Annotated in this window: 19 protein-coding genes; 8 read left to right on the forward strand and 11 right to left on the reverse strand. The window is 40.1% G+C overall.

What is annotated here, in order from left to right; all coding sequences use genetic code 11:
- Positions 1-14: 14 nt before the first annotated feature.
- Positions 15-1,256, reverse strand: a complete 1,242-nt coding sequence (locus BFP77_RS05970) for an ABC transporter permease (protein ID WP_099573135.1) — start codon at positions 1,254-1,256, stop codon at positions 15-17.
- A gap of 3 nt (positions 1,257-1,259) precedes the next feature.
- Here BFP77_RS05970 and BFP77_RS05975 point away from each other — a divergent pair, with 3 nt between their 5' ends.
- Positions 1,260-2,498 (forward strand): exo-beta-N-acetylmuramidase NamZ family protein, encoded by a 1,239-nt coding sequence (locus BFP77_RS05975; RefSeq protein WP_099573268.1) that lies wholly within the window; start codon positions 1,260-1,262, stop codon positions 2,496-2,498.
- Between the two features lie 114 nt (positions 2,499-2,612).
- On the opposite strand, the gene BFP77_RS05980 is transcribed toward BFP77_RS05975, so the two are convergent.
- Positions 2,613-3,449, reverse strand: coding sequence for a sterol desaturase family protein (locus BFP77_RS05980; RefSeq protein WP_099573136.1), 837 nt, complete (start codon positions 3,447-3,449; stop codon positions 2,613-2,615).
- Positions 3,450-3,517: 68 nt separating this feature from the next.
- A complete protein-coding gene (locus tag BFP77_RS05985; RefSeq protein WP_099573137.1) occupies positions 3,518-4,012 on the reverse strand; it encodes a YkgJ family cysteine cluster protein in 495 nt (164 codons plus the stop codon).
- Positions 4,013-4,087: 75 nt separating this feature from the next.
- Here BFP77_RS05985 and BFP77_RS05990 point away from each other — a divergent pair, with 75 nt between their 5' ends.
- Together BFP77_RS05990 and BFP77_RS05995 are read left to right on the forward strand one after the other, a co-directional pair.
- Positions 4,088-4,801, forward strand: a complete 714-nt coding sequence (locus BFP77_RS05990) for a class I SAM-dependent methyltransferase (protein WP_099573138.1) — start codon at positions 4,088-4,090, stop codon at positions 4,799-4,801.
- A gap of 42 nt (positions 4,802-4,843) precedes the next feature.
- Entirely contained in the window at positions 4,844-5,722 is an 879-nt protein-coding gene (locus tag BFP77_RS05995; protein ID WP_099573139.1) for a hypothetical protein, read from the forward strand.
- Positions 5,723-6,004: 282 nt separating this feature from the next.
- Here the strand turns inward: BFP77_RS05995 and BFP77_RS06000 are convergent, their stop codons facing one another.
- On the reverse strand, positions 6,005-6,637 hold the full coding sequence (locus BFP77_RS06000) for a 7-carboxy-7-deazaguanine synthase QueE (RefSeq protein WP_099573140.1): 633 nt from the start codon (positions 6,635-6,637) through the stop codon (positions 6,005-6,007).
- Between the two features lie 183 nt (positions 6,638-6,820).
- Here BFP77_RS06000 and BFP77_RS06005 point away from each other — a divergent pair, with 183 nt between their 5' ends.
- Together BFP77_RS06005 and BFP77_RS06010 are read left to right on the forward strand one after the other, a co-directional pair.
- On the forward strand, positions 6,821-8,326 hold the full coding sequence (locus BFP77_RS06005; protein ID WP_099573141.1) for a helicase HerA-like domain-containing protein: 1,506 nt from the start codon (positions 6,821-6,823) through the stop codon (positions 8,324-8,326).
- 84 nt (positions 8,327-8,410) lie between these two features.
- Entirely contained in the window at positions 8,411-8,965 is a 555-nt protein-coding gene (locus BFP77_RS06010) for a hypothetical protein (RefSeq protein WP_099573142.1), read from the forward strand.
- A gap of 138 nt (positions 8,966-9,103) precedes the next feature.
- Here the strand turns inward: BFP77_RS06010 and BFP77_RS06015 are convergent, their stop codons facing one another.
- The gene (locus tag BFP77_RS06015; protein WP_099573143.1) at positions 9,104-9,526 is read right to left on the reverse strand and encodes a winged helix-turn-helix transcriptional regulator; all 423 of its coding nucleotides are present in this window, start codon (positions 9,524-9,526) and stop codon (positions 9,104-9,106) included.
- 96 nt (positions 9,527-9,622) lie between these two features.
- Here BFP77_RS06015 and BFP77_RS06020 point away from each other — a divergent pair, with 96 nt between their 5' ends.
- Both BFP77_RS06020 and BFP77_RS06025 read left to right on the forward strand, forming a co-directional pair.
- The gene (locus tag BFP77_RS06020; protein ID WP_099573269.1) at positions 9,623-10,462 is read left to right on the forward strand and encodes an alpha/beta fold hydrolase; all 840 of its coding nucleotides are present in this window, start codon (positions 9,623-9,625) and stop codon (positions 10,460-10,462) included.
- A 58-nt stretch (positions 10,463-10,520) separates the two neighbouring features.
- A complete protein-coding gene (locus tag BFP77_RS06025; RefSeq protein ID WP_099573144.1) occupies positions 10,521-10,949 on the forward strand; it encodes a VOC family protein in 429 nt (142 codons plus the stop codon).
- A gap of 34 nt (positions 10,950-10,983) precedes the next feature.
- Here the strand turns inward: BFP77_RS06025 and BFP77_RS06030 are convergent, their stop codons facing one another.
- The 3 genes from BFP77_RS06030 to BFP77_RS06040 all read right to left on the reverse strand — a co-directional run bounded on the left by BFP77_RS06030 (position 10,984) and on the right by BFP77_RS06040 (position 14,244).
- Positions 10,984-11,955: an aldo/keto reductase gene (locus BFP77_RS06030; protein ID WP_099573145.1), complete on the reverse strand. Its 972-nt coding sequence runs from the start codon at positions 11,953-11,955 to the stop codon at positions 10,984-10,986.
- Between the two features lie 45 nt (positions 11,956-12,000).
- The gene (locus BFP77_RS06035; protein ID WP_099573146.1) at positions 12,001-12,432 is read right to left on the reverse strand and encodes a DUF1569 domain-containing protein; all 432 of its coding nucleotides are present in this window, start codon (positions 12,430-12,432) and stop codon (positions 12,001-12,003) included.
- 78 nt (positions 12,433-12,510) lie between these two features.
- The gene (locus BFP77_RS06040) at positions 12,511-14,244 is read right to left on the reverse strand and encodes an alpha/beta hydrolase-fold protein (RefSeq protein ID WP_099573147.1); all 1,734 of its coding nucleotides are present in this window, start codon (positions 14,242-14,244) and stop codon (positions 12,511-12,513) included.
- A 137-nt stretch (positions 14,245-14,381) separates the two neighbouring features.
- Between BFP77_RS06040 and BFP77_RS16940 the strand changes: the two genes are divergently transcribed.
- Complete coding sequence (locus tag BFP77_RS16940) at positions 14,382-14,525, forward strand: hypothetical protein (RefSeq protein WP_180272318.1); 144 nt, start codon at positions 14,382-14,384, stop codon at positions 14,523-14,525.
- Between the two features lie 54 nt (positions 14,526-14,579).
- Here the strand turns inward: BFP77_RS16940 and BFP77_RS06045 are convergent, their stop codons facing one another.
- The 3 genes from BFP77_RS06045 to ffh form a co-directional block, all read right to left on the reverse strand.
- Complete coding sequence (locus BFP77_RS06045; protein WP_099573148.1) at positions 14,580-16,625, reverse strand: M13 family metallopeptidase; 2,046 nt, start codon at positions 16,623-16,625, stop codon at positions 14,580-14,582.
- 100 nt (positions 16,626-16,725) lie between these two features.
- Positions 16,726-17,610 (reverse strand): bifunctional 5,10-methylenetetrahydrofolate dehydrogenase/5,10-methenyltetrahydrofolate cyclohydrolase, encoded by an 885-nt coding sequence (locus tag BFP77_RS06050; protein WP_099573149.1) that lies wholly within the window; start codon positions 17,608-17,610, stop codon positions 16,726-16,728.
- Positions 17,611-17,645: 35 nt separating this feature from the next.
- Entirely contained in the window at positions 17,646-18,974 is a 1,329-nt protein-coding gene (gene ffh, locus BFP77_RS06055; protein ID WP_099573150.1) for a signal recognition particle protein, read from the reverse strand.
- Positions 18,975-19,066: the final 92 nt, after the last annotated feature.

The following is a 19,066-nucleotide window of genomic DNA, read 5'->3' on the forward strand; positions in this document are numbered from 1 at the left end:
TCGCTACGATCACATTATTCAAATCGTATCGCTTTTACCGGGGTAATTTTTGTGATGATGTAAGACGGTATCAACAACATCAGCAAGCATAATATTAAAACACCCACATTCAATAAAACGACCGTCATCACATCTATATGCACTGGTATATATTCTATATAATACTCTTTAGGATTCGGAAATTTAAAAAGCTTTAGTTTATCCTGTAACGTTATAATTCCTAAACCGATAAGATTTCCCCAAAATAATCCCACCCCGATCAAATAAGTTGCGTTGTACAAGAACACTTTTCGAATACTCCAATTGGTAGTACCTAATGCTTTAAGGATACCTATCATGGGGGTTCTTTCTAAAATAAGGACCAAGAGTGCCGTAATCATGTTTATACCTCCTACAATAATCATAATACCGATGATCAAAGCAATATTAAAATCGAACAGACCGATCCATTCAAAAATCTTATAATACTTATCCTTTAAGGTTCGGGTATCTAAACTGGATACTGTTTTGCCGTAGATTTCCGCACTTTTGCTATCGATATCATCAAAACTTTCCAAAAAAACCTCAAAATTCCCAATTTCATCAGCACCCCATTTATTCATGCGCTGAATATGACGAATATCGATAAAAATGAATCTGCTATCAATTTCTTCAAAACCGCTGTCATAGATCCCTTTAATAGTAAACTTACGTTGGTTGGGAATTTTATTGGTATCGTCGTCCCTAAGAAAAAAGGTAAAAAAGGAATCTCCGTTTTTAAGACCCAAGCGACTAGCGGAAATACGAGAAATAAGCACTTCATCACTAATATCACCGGTATAGTCGGGCAACGCTCCTTCGACCAAAAACTCCTCTAACGCGCTCCAATTAAAATCTGCTCCCACACCCTTGGCGATGATTCCCTCAAAAGTATCCGCAGTACGGATGATCCCTCCTTTTGTGGCAACTGCTTGTATATGTTCAATACCGTTAACAGAGGTAAATTCCGGATAAAAATCTTGATTTTTTGATATGGGGGTTACCGATACTTCCGAGCTGTTGTTGTCATAGTTCGATATTTGGACGTGTCCATTAAAAGCGGTTACTTTTTCCCTGATTTTATGCTTTAGGCCAACACCTGTAGCAATGGCGATCAACATCATAATGATACCGAGGACGATAGCTGCAATAGCTATTTTTATTATTGGTGCGGAAATACTAATTTTATGCTCCTTACCCGTAATAAGCCTTTTGGCGATAAAATATTCTAGGTTCAAATGATGTTATTTTTATCCAATTTCAAAAGTACAGTTTTATTATCGTTTTTAATATGTGCTTCCTGCGGAAACCCATCAAAGAACACCACTGCCAAAACGGAACATACGGTAGAAATCCCAGCAGAAACGCCTCCAGAAAAAATTAAAGTCGCAGCCAATAGAACCGAAATCTACCTTCCTTTATTACGAGGTAAAAAGATAGCCGTAGTAGCTAATCAGACCAGTGTTATATTCAACGAAAAAGGGTATACGCATTTAGTAGATTCCCTTTTGCATCTACAAATGGATATTAAAAAAGTATTTGCCCCCGAACATGGTTTTCGTGGAAAGGCAGATGCTGGCGAAAACGTCAAGGACGGAACGGATACCCAGACGGGCCTGCCCATTAAATCCCTCCATGGAAAGCACAGAAAGCCCACGCAAGCACAATTAAAAGACATCGATCTGGTGCTTTTTGATATTCAGGATGTGGGCGTTCGTTTCTACACCTATATCGCCACCTTGCAATTGGTCATGGAGGCCTGTGCCGAAGCAGGAGTTCCGGTTATCATCTTAGACCGGCCAAACCCGAATGCCCATTATATTGGCGGACCTACCATGGAGGCCGAAAACACCAATTTTTTGGGCATGACTACAATACCTCTTGTGTACGGAATGACCATTGGCGAATATGGAGAGATGATTAACGAGGAAGGATGGTTGGCAAACGGAAAAAAGGCGAATTTAAAGGTTATCCCTTTGGAAAACTGGTCGCGAGAAATGGAATACCATTTGGTCATACGCCCCTCTCCGAACTTACCTAACGATACTGCAATTACCTTATATCCGAGTCTCGGGCTTTTTGAAGGCACCAATATTAATGCGGGTCGCGGTACGGAATTCCAATTTCAGCGTTATGGCGCTTCCTTTTTGGATACTACCAAGTATGACTTCAGTTATGTTCCAAAACCTAATTTTGGTTCTAAATATCCCAAAGAGGAAGGTAAAACCTGCTACGGTCTGGATTTATCGAAAACACCGAGGATGAACCAATTCACTTTGAAATGGATACTAGAAGCTTATAAGAACTGTACTGACAAATCGAAATTCTTTCTTACCGATGGATTTACAAAACACGCTGGAACCACCAAACTACAAAAGCAAATTGAGGAAGGACTTTCAGAAGCGGCAATCAAGTTAACTTGGCAGTCAGATTTGGAAAAGTTCGATAAAATCAGAAAACAATATCTTATTTATGATTAGCTAGCTTGATTTTGAACCTTTGAATTTTTGAATCCCTTTAAAGCTAGGTCTGCGCTTGCTATTGCCCTAACAACACCTTCAATTACCCTTAGTTGAAATAGGAGAATGTGGCCCTTAATCAGTTTGAACTTGTGTAGGCTTTCTGTATTTATGAAAGGGTTGTTTTAGAAGACCTTTTATGCTTGAGTTTTCCTTCTCATCGGGGAAAGTATCCACCCCGTAGGTAATCTTTTCAGGTTCCAGTTCCATATAGGTGCCGAACATACGGTCCCAAATAGAAAATATATTTCCGTAATTGCTATCGGTATAGGGCAATACGAAATGATGGTGAACTTTGTGCATATCCGGTGAAACAATAATCCAGCTCAAAGCCTTGTCCATCCCTCTAGGCAAGCTGATATTCGCATGATTAAATTGGGAGAGTATTACAGATACACTTTGGTACAGCATGATTATCCCCACGGGAGCTCCAACGATTAAGACTCCGATCAGGGTAAACAGGTATCTAATTAAACTTTCTAACGGGTGATGTCTGTTTGCCGTAGTAGTGTCCACATTGTGGTCCGAATGGTGCACCAAATGAACCATCCATAGGGGTTTTACCTTATGCTCTACCAAATGCGCCGTGTAGGCGCCAATTAAATCCAATAACATAATGCCCAACAGCACGTACAACCATAGCGGCATTTCCGGCAGCCAATTGATAATCCCAAAATTATTTTGAATGGTCCAATCAGATGTCTTTAACAACAAAAAGGCCAAGGGGAAATTTACGATAATAGTGGTCAGCGTAAAGAACAGATTAGGCAGTGCATGCTTCCATTTTTTGTACCTGACACTAAATAGAGGCACGATTCCTTCCAAAATCCAAAAAAAAGTGATACCGCCCACCAAGATCAGACTTCGGTGCAACGGGGGAATATTTTCAAAGTAAGCGAGCAGTTGTTCCATGTTCTAAATATACCTAAAAGGGTACTAGCACGCAAAACTAGTGTAAGCTTGGTTGTTTCATATTACTACTAAAAAGCCGTTAGCTTTTTCATCTCTTCCACGATATTGAACGCAGCGGGACAAATAGCTACATTTTTAAGCGTAAGATGACTTATTTGTTGAAACTTTTTCCTGTCCGTATGGGGAAATTCTCGACAGGCCTTAGGTCTTACTTCATAAATAGAACAAAAATTATCCGCTCCAAGAAAAGTGCAAGGCACCTGTTGTAATACATAATCATTTTCCTCGTCTACCCGCAAATATTGTTCAATGAATCTTTGGGGTTTCATTCTAAAATGTTTGGCTATTCGGGCTACATCGGCATTGGTAAAAAGTGGTCCGGTAGTCTTACAACAATTGGCGCAGGTAAGACAGTCTGTTCGTTCAAATTCTTTCTCATGTAATTCCTGCATGAGGTAATCCAAGTTTTTGGGAGGTCTTTTTTTAAGTTTTGCAAAAAACTTCTTGTTTTCAGTATGTTTGTCCTTTGCCTTTTTCGGTAAATCCCTTAGAACCTGCTCCATAAAATGAATAATAATGTCGTAAAACTAGCAAAGTCCTTCTAAAAAAAGTGATTTTTGACTTTTAAAATAGCGTATTTGAAGAAAGATATTTTTGGCACCGCCCTTCTAGATTATCAAAACGGAAACTACACGGAAGATATTAAAACCTATTCCTCCCTGGGGGAAGAAGATGTAATGCCTCTGCCCTATCTGTTTAGAGATTTTGATGCCATGCCGCTACTTGAACAGAAAGCATTATCCCTTTGCAAAGGTACTATTTTGGATATTGGTTGTGGAGCGGGAAGTCATGGGTTATACCTACAAAATAAGGGATATAATATTACGTGTTTAGACCAATCGCCCGGAGCTATAACAGTATGTAAAAACAGAGGTTTAGCGCATACCCATCTCGGGAGTCTATTAAATTTTGAAGGAGCATCCTTTGACACTTTACTCCTATTAATGAACGGAATTGGGATTTGTGGAGCGCTTAGTGGACTAAATGTATTTCTGAGCAAACTGAAATCGCTTTTGAAACCTGGGGGACAAATTATACTGGATTCGAGTGATATTATTTACATGTACGAAACTGATGAGGACGGCGGTTATTGGATTCCCGAAAACGTATCCTATTACGGAGAAGTACAATTTCAAATGGAATACAAACAACAAAAAAGCGAACCGTTTAATTGGCTATATTTAGATTTTAATACGCTGCAACGCGCAGCTGTTTGCAACAATTTATCCTGTGAACTTGTAAGTGAAGGCGAACATTACGACTATTTAGCTAGATTAGCTATTAAAAAATAATAGCAGGCACGTTTTTTGCGTTAAGCCCTTATAAAAAAGATTATGAATAAGCTCCAAAGTATTTTTCTCTCTATTTTGTTTCTGTTGTTTTTTTCCTGTAGCCAGAATAGTGATGATTCCCCAGAACCGGAACAAGAAATTGATAAAACAGCTAACCTTCAAGGCACGGGAGACTCTGCCAATGACATTCTCTCCAACGCCTCTTTTGACAAGATCAAAATTGAAATTGCGCATGTAACCGGGTTTAGACCAACGGCTGCTGCCATGACAGAATTTACCGATTTTCTTAGGCAGCATACCTTTAAAGAGGACATTGAGGTGATTTTTACACAACTAGATTCTCCAGAAGAAGACAGTCTTACCTTGCAAGAAATTGCCGAACTAGAGGGTGAGAACAGAACGGTATACAATAGTGGGAGAACCTTGGGCATTTACATTTACTTTGCCGATGCCCCATCTGTCGGGGACGAAGAGGACGGTGGGCGTGTTACCCTTGGAGCCGTCTATAGAAATACCTCCATGATCATCCATGAAGTCACGGTAAGACGTTTAGCTGCGCAGAGTTCATTTATCTCCAACGCAGATGTTGAGTCGGCCACTTTAAATCATGAGTTCGGACATCTGTTCGGGCTAGTAAATTTGGGCACTCGCGCCATTAATGATCACGAAGATCCAGATGCTTTAAATCATTGTAATGTGCCAGGTTGTTTAATGAGAGCCGAGTTACAATTTGGGGGTTCTTCTGGTAAGTCTAACTTATTAGCCTCTACAAGCAGTTATGAAGATGGTGTCAAAGCGGGTTGCATCCTTTCCGGACAAAGTGTTCTGAATCTATTACAATCCAACTCCGGTAAAAGTTCTGCCGCCCCTGGACTAGATGCCGAGTGTATTCTAGATATACAAGCCAATGGAGGACGTTGATTCTTCTATTTAATGCCTTAAACTAGGGGTAATCCCTTCGACTACGCTCAGGACAAGTGTAGATTGTAGAAACTCGAAAAAGATGATGAATTATCCCAATCTTATTTTCTCTAAACTGTGTATCTACTGCTAATTCCTAACAGACAACTGCATACTACAGACTACCAACTCCTAAATACTGACTACTCACTACTCACTACTGACTACTCACTACTGACTACCGACTACCGACTACTGACTACTGACTACTGACTACTGACTACTGACTACTGACTACTGACTTTAAGGTATATTCAAATACTTGTGGGTCTGTAACGAAACCTTCCATTTAGGGTTTTTCATCACATAATCAACGATTAAAGGGGTTACCTTATCTTTTACGCTCCATTCCGGCTGTAAATAAAGGATACAATTGGTATTAGTCAGGGCAGCCTGTTCCTCTGCAAAAATAAAATCGTGCTTGTTGTAGATGATTATTTTTAATTCGTGCGCTTCATCGTATATACCTCCTTTGGGCAACTTATTCTTTTTTGGCGATAAACATATCCAATCCCACAAACCTGTTAACGGATAAGCCCCAGACGTCTCTATATGTGTTTTTAGATTTTTGTTCTTAAGAGCGGAGGTCAAAGGTCCCATATCCCAAGTCAGTGGTTCCCCTCCGGTGACGACGATAGTGTCCGAGTTTTTTGCGGCGTTGGCTACGATAAAATCAATATGGGTCGGAGGGTGCGTGTCCGCGTTCCAACTTTCTTTAACATCGCACCAATGGCACCCTACGTCACAGCCTCCTACACGTATAAAGTAAGCAGCCGTGCCTTTATGAAAACCTTCTCCTTGTATGGTATAAAATTCCTCCATTAAAGGCAACATCCAACCCTTTTCCACTAATTTTAACACCTCCTGTTTATCCATCGTGCAAAGATAGGAATAACACTTTTTAAAATTATAACCCTGAAGTTTTAAGTGAGAAGGTTTTATGTCCCCCTACAAAACGTAAATCAAAATTTACGTAGTGTTAATTACATTTCATAACCCCCGAGCACTTCTGCTTTTGTATTGCTCAGAAATCAGCTATTTTTATCAAAAATAAATATCATGGGTTCCAAAGAAGATTTCTTTGCACATATTGAAAAAGGCTATACCACCAAAGGTGATTTCATTACCATGGGTGCCGCTATGCTTGGCGAAGATACCATTACAGATGCACTGGTCAAAATACCACTGAAAACGCTAAACCGACATGGTCTTATTGCAGGAGCGACCGGAACAGGGAAGACAAAAACACTTCAAGTGTTGGCAGAGAATTTGTCCGACAAGGGAATCCCTGTGTTGCTAATGGATTTAAAAGGAGATTTAAGTGGCTTGGCACAACCCAGCCCAGGTCATCCAAAAATTGATGAACGCCATACCAAAATCGGAATTCCTTTTGAAGCGAAAAGTTTTCCTGTGGAAATACTATCCCTCTCCGAGCAGGACGGGGTTAAAATGAGAGCTACGGTATCGGAATTTGGCCCCACATTACTTTCCAGAATTCTTGATCTTACCGAAACCCAGGAAGGAATTGTTGCCGTGGTATTCAAATATTGTGATGACAACAAGCTACCCTTATTAGATTTAAAGGACTTCAAAAAAGTCTTACAATACGCCACAGGTGCCGGAAAATCGGAATTCACAAAGGACTATGGCCGAATTTCTACCAGTTCTACAGGTACCATACTTAGAAAAATAATTGAGCTAGAGCAACAGGGTGCAGACCTGTTCTTTGGCGAGAAGTCATTTGAGGTCGACGATCTTACCCGAATAGACGAAAATGGAAGAGGCTACATTAATATTCTTAGACTAACGGATATTCAGGACCGACCAAAACTTTTTTCGACATTTATGCTTAGTCTTTTGGCAGAAATCTATGCTAATTTTCCTGAACAAGGTGATAGCGATAGACCGGAACTGATTCTTTTTATAGATGAGGCCCACCTTATTTTTAAGGAAGCTTCGAAAGCGCTATTGGACCAGATAGAGAGTATTGTTAAGCTTATTCGTTCTAAAGGTATTGGCCTTTATTTTGTTACCCAAAACCCAACGGACGTTCCCAACGAAGTATTAGCACAGTTAGGCCTTAAAGTGCAACATGCCTTGAGGGCGTTTACGGCAAGAGATAGAAAAGCTATTAAATTGACGGCTGAAAATTATCCTATCTCGGAATATTACAATACCAAAGAAGTCCTTACCTCTCTTGGTATTGGAGAAGCATTGATTTCTGCACTAGATGAGAAAGGTAGGCCAACCCCATTAGCTGCAACCTTATTAAGAGCTCCCATGAGCCGCATGGATATTCTTACGGAAAAAGAACTTAAGGATGTCATTAAAAAGTCTAGCCTCGTGAAAAAATATGGAGAGGTCATCGATAGGGAAAGTGCCTATGAAATTTTAAATGAAAAAATTGAAAAAGCAGAAGTTCTTGCCGCAAAGGAAAAGGCAAAGCCAAAGACCAGAAGCAGCACTACAAGAAGAAGCACTAGACAAAACCCCGTAATCAAAGTATTAACGAGTGCCACCTTCATAAGGGGTGTTTTAGGAGTATTGAAAAAAGTAATGCGTTAAAAATTTTTCGCTACGCCTTTTCAGAAAAAAGGCAATAGTAACCAAATGATAAGCACAGCTAATTTTAAATTATTATAGTAGTACATGAAATCAATCAAAACAATTATCATTCTTCTTTCTTGCGCGCTGTTAACGCAGTGCAAAGAGGAAAAGGACCTCAACTTTATAGTTTCTTCTGACCAAGTTGGAAAACTGAATAAAAATACTTTGGCCAGGGATTTAGAACTCATCTATGCCGAAGATTCCCTAGTTATGGATACGGTAAAATTAAATTTTGGAAGTGGGGCCAGTAAAATTAAGGTTTTTGAAAAAGGCGGTGCGCACCTTTTAACCTTAACACCTAATTCAGACAGCATACCAACCGTACAAAACGTAAAGGTTAACGACCCTAGGTATATTACCGATGATGGGATAAATATCAATAGTACCTTCAAGGATATTAAAGATCACTATCAGATTAAAAAGATTATCACCTCCCTGAACAACGTGGTAATTCTATTGAAGAATAATGACATCTATTTCACCATTGATAAAACGGAACTTCCAGCTAGTTTACGCTACAAAGCCAATACGGATATTGAAGCGGTACAAATTCCTGATACGGCCAAAATAAAGTATATGATGATTGGTTGGGATTAATCGTTGACTCCTTCGACTACGCCCAGGACAAGGTTGATTCCTTCGACTACGCCCAGGACAAGGTTGATTCCTTCGACTATGCTAAGGACAAGGGTTGATAGTCTCTTAAAAGAAATTATCAGCAATTGAAACCTATTTTTATTTTATTTGAAATTTTTCTTTATTCTGAAGTACTTTGGGACTGTTGAGCTGCATCCATTCCGTTAACTGAATTAATTTTTCTACATATTTTTTGCCAAAGTCGCTTAGGCTATACTCCACTCGTATCGGAACCTCGGGATACATTTTACGCACCAAATAACCATCGTTCTCCAACATCTTAAGGCGTTCGCTCAAAACCCTATTGGAAATACCGTAGACATATTTTTTCAGCTTATTAAAACGCAACACGGGAAAGTAGCCTAAATATAGAATGATAAGAATACTCCATTTATCAGAAGCCAAAGCCAACACATCGCGTACAGGACATAATTCTGGCGGATTTCTATAATCGATATGACCGAACATTTTTTTTAATTTTTTTGCCGTTCTAACTTGTTGATTTTCAATTATAGTTTCCATTACGATACCAGATTAGAATTATGTAACCAGTGGGGATTACAAATCATTTACGTATTTTTGATTACAATAAATAACCAAGTTACAAAAAGTAACCTTATGAAAAAACACTTGGCCAAATTCCTTCCAAAACTTTACGGCATATCCCTTAATGTATTGGCCTTGATTAACCCAACCAAAGCGGCAGAAAAGGCTTTCTATATATTTTGCACAGTAAGAAAGGGGCGTATACTTCCACATCAGAAAACCTATTTAGATCCTAAAAAAAAAGAGCTTATCACTGTAGCCGACCATAAAATTCAACTTTATGAATGGAAAGGTAGCGGAGATACCGTAATGCTAGTTCATGGCTGGGAAAGCAATACTTGGAGATGGCACAAACTAATTGAAAAACTTTCCAATGCAGGTTACAATATTATTGCATTTGATGCTCCTGCACATGGCTATTCTTCAGGAAAATACCTTTATGTTCCTTTATATTCCCAGGTACTTCAAGAACTTGTCACAAAGTTCGATCCCAAACATCTCGTAGGCCATTCCGTGGGTGGAATGACCTTGCTGTACAATGAATACCAATACAGCAACGCCAACGTAAAGAAAATGGTTACCATTGGCTCTCCTTCGGAATTTCATGAAATCATGAGCCATTATCAACGTCTACTACGTTTAAATACGCGGGTATACAATGCACTAGCAAAATACATTAGAGATAGGTTTGGTTTTACCATACGAGAATTTTCGACCTCTCGCTTTGCACGGACGAATACTAAGAAAGGTCTTTTATTCCATGACAAACTAGATGTCATTGCGCCTTACCATGCTTCTGAACAAGTCCACGCCAGTTGGGAAAACAGTGAATTCATTAGCACTGAAGGGTTAGGGCATTCCATGCATCAAGACGAGGTCAATGAAAAGATTGTTGAATTTTTAAATAAGTAATTGTGAGGTTCTGCACAATCTCTTACTTTTAATGTACCGATAAAATACGCATCTTGTCATGAACAACACCGTAACTCCTTTTCACATTGCCATCCCGGTACACAACTTGGCAGAATGTAGAACGTTCTACAGAGAAATATTGAACTGTGAAGAAGGAAGAAGTAGCGACCATTGGGTAGATTTCAATCTTTTTGGACATCAATTGGTCATACACTATAAACCTAAAGCTCAATCTACGGACCAACATCATAACCCTGTAGATGGTCATGATGTTCCCGTTCCACATTATGGCGTTGTACTACCTTGGGAAACTTTTGAGTCTTTCTCAGAAGAGTTAAAAAACAAAGGTGTAAAATTCGTGATTGAACCCTATGTGCGGTTCCAAGGTTTGGTTGGTGAACAAGCCACCATGTTTTTCTTAGACCCGGCCGGTAACGCATTGGAGTTCAAAGCCTTCAAAGATATGGGACAACTATTTGCCAAGTAAACGAGCCTAACTAAAAAATACGTTTAACACCTAATTATTGCGACCACTCCGTAGGCTCCCTATCCCATCTATGTTTCTGGAGTTCTTTATACAATTCTCGTGACAACCCTTGCCCATCGCTTGTAGCCGTATTGGCCAAAACATTGCGTTGTTTTCGCATTCCTGGAATGGTTGTACTCACAGCATCGTTCATTAGAATAAAGCGGAGTGCCATTTCGGCCATGGTCATTCCTTCGGGAATTAGTGGTCTTAGCGCATCTGCATGCTCCACGGAAGAATTTAAGTTTTCGGGCACAAAATAAGTTCCTCGCCAGTCGCCCTCTGGGAAAGTGGTCTCCTTTGTAATGTTTCCCGTTAAAGTACCCTCATCAAAAGGTACCCGTGCAATAATTCCTAAATCTAATTCTTTACATAATGGGAATAATTTATCTACAGGAGCTTGGTCAAAAATATTGTAGATAACCTGAACGGCATCCAATTTTCCTGTTTTCAGTGCTTTAATTCCATTTTCGGGCTCCCAGCGGTTCATGCTAATACCCATTGCTCCTATTTTTCCCGAAGTCTTTAAATCCTCAATAGCGCGCTGCCATTCCTCCCTATCGCTCCAACCATCGTCCCAAGTATGGAACTGAATTAAATTCAACTGTTCCATTCCTAAATTGCTCAAGGTTTTATGCGTGAAATCCATGATATGTTCCACAGGGTAAGAGTCCTCGAAACGATATTCCGGCTTTGCAGGCCATTGAAAATTTTTAGGAGGAATTTTACTGGCGGTATATAATTTTTTAGAGGGATGTCTTTTGACCAACTCGCCTAGTAATTCTTCACTATGTCCCTCACCGTAACCCCAAGCGGTATCAAAAAAGTTAACTCCGTTTTCAACGGCCAAATCCAGCGATTTTGCCGATTGCTCATCGTCCGAAGCTGTCCACCCTGCCATTCCCCACATACCATAACCTACTTCGCTCACTTGCCAATCCGTTCTTCCAAATCTTCTGTATTTCATATGTTCTAATTCTTTTTTATCGATTACCTTTCTGCTTGTACAATCTTATACGTTGAACTGGCTTAAGTGGTAATTAAGGTGATACTCTGTTATACGGGTCCATTTCGCTTTGTTCAGTTGACCAAAATAAGGATGTGGCCCACAGACAAAATCATTATCCAATTGAGAAAATTCCAAAATATGTTGTTTTAATAAAACAACGTCGTTTCTAAAATGAGTCGGTTGCGTTCCGCCTCCCTCTACCTGTCCCAATCCTTTAGCCACCGGAACGGTTTTTCCGGCACTAGACAGCACCATGACCTCCTTAGACGTTAAACCACCGTACTCCTCTGCACGTATGGTATTCAAGGCCAAACGAATTTGGTCCGTACAGTGACAAATCATTTGATTCACGTTCATTTTTCCAAACATAGGTTTGGTATTAGCTGCTAACGTATCTATTCTATCAAAAAAATCATGAATCTCTTTTTCACTCATTACCCTTAGTTAAGGAAACAAAATTTGTTACCATGATCTAAAAAATAAATGATTATACACTGTCAAAACTAAGGACCTTTATTTATATCTCCAGCTAGTCAAATCCGCTCCTTTCGGTGCACTCTCCGCAATACGTTTCATAATTTTAGGAACATACATGCTGTTATAGCGTAGCCTACTTATTGCATTAGGTTCTTCCGGGTCACCGTTCCAGCAGTGTTCTGCCCTATCGCCATAAAGTACTTCCCCGTCATAATAAGGTTCTGATGTATTTTCTAAAAAATCTTCCATGAGATAGACGGCATTGTTGAGATAATAATTATCCATATCTCCACAATAAATATGTATTTTACCTTTAAGATCATCTCCAAGTTTATCCCAATCCCTTTCCAGAATATGTCTTAGGTCGTAATTTTCTTTCCAATACTCCGCCACGGTATGATCAATATCACCGCTCATCTTATCCCAAATACGAACCGGGTAACCGTCATCTCCCTGAGGAGAATAGGTGGCTTCCCAAATATCCCATTGTTGCCCTGAACGCGACTTGTCTCCCAGAACCAGCTCTAGATGATTTCCTTGAATCAAAGTTGATTGAATATTCCCCAAATAATCTCTATGCGCAGGAACCGCTAATTTTTTATGTGCACTATCATAGTAGTAGGCGTTGTCATCTTCGTAAATATTGGTTAAGCAATACGCTCTAAAATCTATTGGGTCCGGACACGCAGCAAAGCATCCATTATATTCTTCTGGATATTTCACCTGTACGGCCAGGGCTTCCCATCCACCGGTTGAGCCTCCATAAAGAAAGCGGGACCAACCTTCTCCCAAACCACGAAACTCTTTTTCGATATGTGGAATTAGTTCGTAGGTAATGGCATCACCATAGGGGCCCTGACTTGCCGAATTAACGGCATAGGAATCATCATAGTATGGGGTTGGATGCTGTATTTCTATGATTATCATTCTTGGAAAATCTGGCTCGTTCCAACGCTTATAGAAATCATAGGCCTCCTGCTGCTGTATAACGTTATAGCCCTCTAAATTAAAACGCTCCGAATACTCCGGCTTCATTTCAGGGTCTGGTGGCGTTGTTCTAAAACCTCCAAAATCATCCGGAAAATGACCGTGAAAAACCATCAAGGGATACTCGGCCTCCGGGTGTTCGTTAAAACCCTTAGGTAAAAGAACATGGGCTCCCAAGTACATATCCCTTCCCCAGAATTCTGAAAGTTTTTCGGATTTTATTTTAATGTGTTTTATCCACTCCGTATCCTCTGGCTCTTCAATTGGAGGTATGACCTGGTCCATTACCACAGCAACATTCTCAATGCCTTTATCCACCACTCGTATCTTAAAGGGTTTACTGTATAGATTCCCTGGCGAACTCTTCCATTGTTGACCTTCACCATTATCCATTGGAAGCTTGACCGTATGCCCGGTAATCAAATTAAAGGTTTCATACACATGTAGCAGGGCCTGTACGTTATACTCTCCCGGTGGCACATCACTTAGACTTGAATAGGGATAACCAAAAACCGTCTCATCAAAAGTGATTACATCCCCTGGTTTCATCTCGTCGACGTTCATCCCAAAAATCAATTGCCCATTTAGGCCATCATTAATTTGAAAACGGGGCTCTTTCTCATCATTATTAGATAGCATTAAGAGCAGGCGACCATCTTTAGGGGTCTCACTAGCTGTATTATCAAAGGAAATATTAATGGAAATAGCAGGGTCTTTTTTGTTCTCTTCACAACTCACTAACAGAATACATCCTGCTAGCACACTAAACAATAATTTTTTCATGGTAATAATTTCGTTGGTTCAACACTGGATAACATTACCTAAAAGGTACGGTATTCTTTTTCACCGTCAAATAAGAAATTAAGGATTAAAGCGTTTTAAGTAAATAGGTCTATCTATTTAAATCTAAAAAACACCACATGAAAAAAACAGTATTTGTCCTGAGTTTGCTTTGTGCGTTTGTGCTTTTAAGTTGTGATTACGATGACAGTAATGATATAGACATCCTGAAACCTGTAGATTCTACGGCCACAGGAATAACCACTCCAGACTTGGCTAACTAAAAAGCCTCCAATCCAAAGACTGAAGGCTTAAACTTATCATTTATTAGTTACGGACTACCAAATTTTAACGCGTTCTTCCGGAGCTAAGTAAAGAGAATCCGTTTCCTTAATATCAAAGGCCGTATAGAATTCCGGTACGTTTCTTACAATACCATTAACCCTTAGAGCAGCTGGGGAATGCGGGTCGGTACTGATCTGCACACGTATGGCCTCATCTCTTGCTTTATTCCTCCACGCCTGAGCATAACCGATAAATACGCGTTGTTCTCCTGTAAAACCGTCCATAACCGGTGCCTCATTCTCACCTAAGGACATCTTATAAGCTTTAAGTGCTATGCTCAGGCCACCTAAATCGCCAATATTTTCGCCAAGTGTAAACTCACCGTTCACATTAAGGTCCGGCAAAACCTCATAACCGTTATACTGTTCTACCAGAGCACCCGTTCTCTTCTTGAACTCTTCCTTATCGGCATCTGTCCACCAATTACGCATAGCCCCATCGCCGTCAAAAGTGCTACCCATATCATCAAAACCGTGACCTATCTCATGACCTATTACAGCACCGATAGCTCCATAATTAACCGCATCCTCTGCATCTAAATCAAAAAACGGAGGTTGAAGAATAGCTGCTGGAAAGACAATTTCGTTCATGGTAGGATTGTAATACGCATTGACGGTCTGTGGTGTCATTCCCCATTCGTCTTTATCAATGGGTTGACCTAACTTAGCCAATTCCCTGTTATATTCCATTAAGCTAGAACGTCTAAGATTTCCGAACAGATCATCTGGATTGATATCGATATCGTAAGATTTCCATTCATCGGGATAACCAATCTTAGGTGTGAACTTGCTCAATTTATCCAAGGCCTCTTTTTTGGTAGCCTCGCTCATCCAATCCAAATCTTTAATACTGACCTCATAGGCCTTAAGCAAGTTTTCCACTAGAGTTTCCATATCTTCTTTTGCCTCTGGCGGGAAATGTCTTTTTACGTACACTTTACCCACAACTTCCCCTAAAGTGCCGTTTACCGTAGATACACCACGTCTCCACATAGGCCGTTGTTCCTTTGTGCCCCGAAGCTCCTTGCTATAAAACTCCCAGTTCTGTTTGTCCAGCGCTTCGTTTAAACGAGAGGCGTTCGCATCTAGAACACTCCACTTTAAATAGGTTTTCCAAGTTTCCAAATTGGTTGAAGTAATGATTTTATCCAACGCCTTTGTGTAATCCAACATAAGAACTCCTAACTTCTTTTGGTCTGCAAGACCAGCTTCGGTAAGATAGTTTGTCCAGTTAAACTTGGGCATAATATTAGCTAAAGTATCTACCGGAAACATATTATATAATCCCACTAAGTCCCTCGTTTTTTCCTTTTCAAGATGTTTAGAAGCAATACTGGTCTCTAGGTCCATGACCGTTTTTGCTGCCTTTGAACCATTTGGAAGACCAGCCAAATCGAACATTTTTTCTATATGCTCAACATATTTTGTTTGTATTTCCTTTGAGCGTTCGTCATCTTTTAGATAATACTCGCGATCTGGCAGACCTAGACCTGCCTGCCAAGTATAGACCGTATATATGGTGGGGTCCTTAAGGTCTTGATAAACAAACAAACTCAAAGGGGCATTTATACCGTACTTATTGGCGTATGCAAAATAGGTGGCCAATTCGTCATAATTACCTATGGCATCTACCTTATCGAATTCAGCTTTTAATGGAGTAACGCCAAGTTCGTTTCTTTTCTCCATATCCATGTAGGACTGAAATAAATCTCCTACCTTTTGTTCATCAGAACCTTTTTCAAAATCGCCGGATGCAGATTCTTCAATAATCTTCTTTACATTCTCTTCTGACTCTTCATGGACAATATAGCCTACTCCATAGGACGATTTGTCTGCCGGGATTTCCGTATTCTTTACCCAGGTGCCGTTTACATAGCCCGTAAAGTCGTTGCCAGGTTCAACTGAGGTGTCCATATATTCCTTGAGAATACCGGATGTCAGTTCCTTCTCGGGAGCCTCTTTTACTTCTGATTTGCAGCCAATAGCTAGAAAAAGAGCAGCTACACCAGTTACGCTTAAAATTCTTGATTTTCCATTCATAAGGTATTGTTTGATTTTAGTTACGCGTTAGACTATATAATAAACTGTACGTTACACTTTTAAATGTTAAAAAGGGGTATGAAAAAAGCCCTTTCGGGCTTTATTCTCTATTTCTGTGTCTTTCTCTTGCAAGCAAGGTGTTTTTTAGGAGCATAGCAATCGTCATAGGTCCTACACCTCCGGGCACCGGGGTTATGTAAGATGCTTTTTTACTTACATTTTCAAAATCTACATCTCCTGTTATATAGTATCCTCTTTCCCTGCTATCATCCGGAACTCTGGTGATGCCCACATCAATAACAACGGCATCATCCTTCACCATTTCCGCTTTTAGGAAATTAGGGACTCCTAGTGCAGAAATAACAATATCCGCTTGGGATATAATCTGTGTTATGTTTTTGGTGTGGCTGTGTGTAAGCGTTACTGTAGAATTCCCTGGCCATCCCTTACGCCCCATAAGAATACTCATAGGCCTACCTACAATGTGACTTCTACCAATAACAACCGTATGTTTTCCTTTGGTATCTACATTATAGCGTTCCAATAGTTCTAAAATACCGAAAGGTGTTGCAGGAATGAACGTACTCATATCCAAAGCCATTTTACCAAAGTTCGTAGGATGAAAACCATCTACATCCTTATCTGGGTGAACGGCCATAATCACCTTTTGGGTATCTATCTGTTCCGGTAAGGGAAGTTGAACGATAAAACCATCAATATTGGCATCATCGTTCAGTTCGTTAATTTTCTTCAGAAGTTCCTGTTCCGAGGTAGTACTTGGCATTTTGACTAAAGTAGATTCAAAGCCTACACGCTCACAAGAACGCACTTTACTGCCCACGTAAGTAAGGCTAGCACCATCATTACCCACGATGATGGCTGCCAAATGGGGTACTTTCTCTCCCCGTTCTTTCATTTTTGCGACTTCGGCAGCAATTTCTGATTTAATATCGTTAGATACTTTTTTACCGTCAAGAATTTCCATTTTATTTTTTAAAGTTTTTCCTAACTATTAACAAATCAACGCATATTCTGCATCATCTGCATCATCTTCTTGCCGCCACCGCCTTGCATCATTTTCATCATCTTACTCATCTGATCAAATTGTTTAAGCAACTGATTCACTTCCTTTACATCTCTACCACTTCCCTTGGCTATGCGTTTTTTACGGCTTGCATCTAACTTAGAAGGTGTGGACCGCTCATCCGGGGTCATGGAATGTATTATTGCTTCAATATGTTTAAAAGCATCATCATCAATATCCAGACCTTTTAGGGCCTTTCCGGCACCGGGTATCATACCCATAAGGTCCTTCATATTCCCCATTTTCTTAATTTGCTGTATTTGACTTAAGAAGTCATCAAAACCAAATTTATTTTTGGCGATCTTCTTTTGAATCTTACGCGCTTCTTCTTCATCAAATTGTTCCTGCGCTCTTTCCACCAAAGAAATTACGTCTCCCATACCCAGAATACGGTCGGCCATACGTGAGGGATAGAACACGTCAATCGCCTCCATCTTTTCTCCTGTACCAATGAATTTAATGGGTTTATCTACAACGGATTTAATGGAAATAGCCGCTCCACCTCTCGTATCACCATCTAACTTGGTCAGGATAACACCATCAAAATTCAGAATATCGTTGAAGGCCTTGGCCGTATTTACGGCATCTTGACCTGTCATAGAATCTACGACAAACAGTGTTTCTTGAGGACTAATGGCCTTATGGATATTGGAAATCTCATCCATCATCTTTTCATCAACAGCTAAACGACCTGCTGTATCCACGATGACCACATTATGTCCGTCTGATTTGGCTTTTGCTATCCCGGCCTTTGCAATTGCCACAGGATCGTTGTTATCGCGGTCCGAATACACGGCAACCCCTATCTGCTCCCCGACTACGTGCAACTGGTCTATTGCCGCAGGACGATAAACGTCACAGGCAACCAATAATGGATTTTTAGATTTCTTAGTTTTAAGGAAGTTGGCGAGTTTTCCGGAAAATGTGGTTTTACCAGAACCCTGGAGTCCGGACATTAAAATCACCGAAGGGTTTCCTGATAGATTAATCCCTTCAGAATCCCCACCCATGAGTTGGGTCAGTTCGTCCTTTACGATTTTAACCATTAACTGGCCCGGCTGTAAGGTCGTTAGGACATTTTGACCAAGTGCCTTCTCCTTAACCCTGTTGGTAAATTCCTTGGCTATTTTAAAATTAACATCGGCATCCAATAAAGCGCGTCGTACTTCTTTAGTGGTCTCTGCTACGTTAATCTCCGTAATCTGCCCATGTCCTTTGAGTACATGAAGGGCTTTATCTAGCTTTTCGCTTAAATTATCAAACATCTTTTTTTGAGATTTTACAAGGAGAACAAATTTAAGAATATCAGTTGTAAGTCTCTAAGAAGTAGGCTAAAATCTGAAAAACAAAAGAGCAC

It is taken from the genome of Maribacter sp. 4U21 (genome assembly GCF_002742365.1).
In the GTDB taxonomy this organism is placed as follows: domain Bacteria; phylum Bacteroidota; class Bacteroidia; order Flavobacteriales; family Flavobacteriaceae; genus Maribacter.

Coding starts and splice junctions, on each gene's coding strand:
- BFP77_RS06045 (WP_099573148.1), bottom strand. CDS start 16,625: ATGAATGGAAAATCAAGAATTTTAAGCGTAACTGGTGTAGCTGCTCTT.
- BFP77_RS06025 (WP_099573144.1), top strand. CDS start 10,521: ATGAACAACACCGTAACTCCTTTTCACATTGCCATCCCGGTACACAAC.
- BFP77_RS06000 (WP_099573140.1), bottom strand. CDS start 6,637: ATGGATAAACAGGAGGTGTTAAAATTAGTGGAAAAGGGTTGGATGTTG.
- BFP77_RS06030 (WP_099573145.1), bottom strand. CDS start 11,955: ATGAAATACAGAAGATTTGGAAGAACGGATTGGCAAGTGAGCGAAGTA.
- BFP77_RS06040 (WP_099573147.1), bottom strand. CDS start 14,244: ATGAAAAAATTATTGTTTAGTGTGCTAGCAGGATGTATTCTGTTAGTG.
- BFP77_RS05980 (WP_099573136.1), bottom strand. CDS start 3,449: ATGGAACAACTGCTCGCTTACTTTGAAAATATTCCCCCGTTGCACCGA.
- BFP77_RS05995 (WP_099573139.1), top strand. CDS start 4,844: ATGAATAAGCTCCAAAGTATTTTTCTCTCTATTTTGTTTCTGTTGTTT.
- BFP77_RS06035 (WP_099573146.1), bottom strand. CDS start 12,432: ATGAGTGAAAAAGAGATTCATGATTTTTTTGATAGAATAGATACGTTA.
- BFP77_RS06005 (WP_099573141.1), top strand. CDS start 6,821: ATGGGTTCCAAAGAAGATTTCTTTGCACATATTGAAAAAGGCTATACC.
- BFP77_RS05985 (WP_099573137.1), bottom strand. CDS start 4,012: ATGGAGCAGGTTCTAAGGGATTTACCGAAAAAGGCAAAGGACAAACAT.
- BFP77_RS16940 (WP_180272318.1), top strand. CDS start 14,382: ATGAAAAAAACAGTATTTGTCCTGAGTTTGCTTTGTGCGTTTGTGCTT.
- BFP77_RS06050 (WP_099573149.1), bottom strand. CDS start 17,610: ATGGAAATTCTTGACGGTAAAAAAGTATCTAACGATATTAAATCAGAA.
- ffh (WP_099573150.1), bottom strand. CDS start 18,974: ATGTTTGATAATTTAAGCGAAAAGCTAGATAAAGCCCTTCATGTACTC.
- BFP77_RS06015 (WP_099573143.1), bottom strand. CDS start 9,526: ATGGAAACTATAATTGAAAATCAACAAGTTAGAACGGCAAAAAAATTA.
- BFP77_RS05975 (WP_099573268.1), top strand. CDS start 1,260: ATGTTATTTTTATCCAATTTCAAAAGTACAGTTTTATTATCGTTTTTA.
- BFP77_RS06010 (WP_099573142.1), top strand. CDS start 8,411: ATGAAATCAATCAAAACAATTATCATTCTTCTTTCTTGCGCGCTGTTA.
- BFP77_RS06020 (WP_099573269.1), top strand. CDS start 9,623: ATGAAAAAACACTTGGCCAAATTCCTTCCAAAACTTTACGGCATATCC.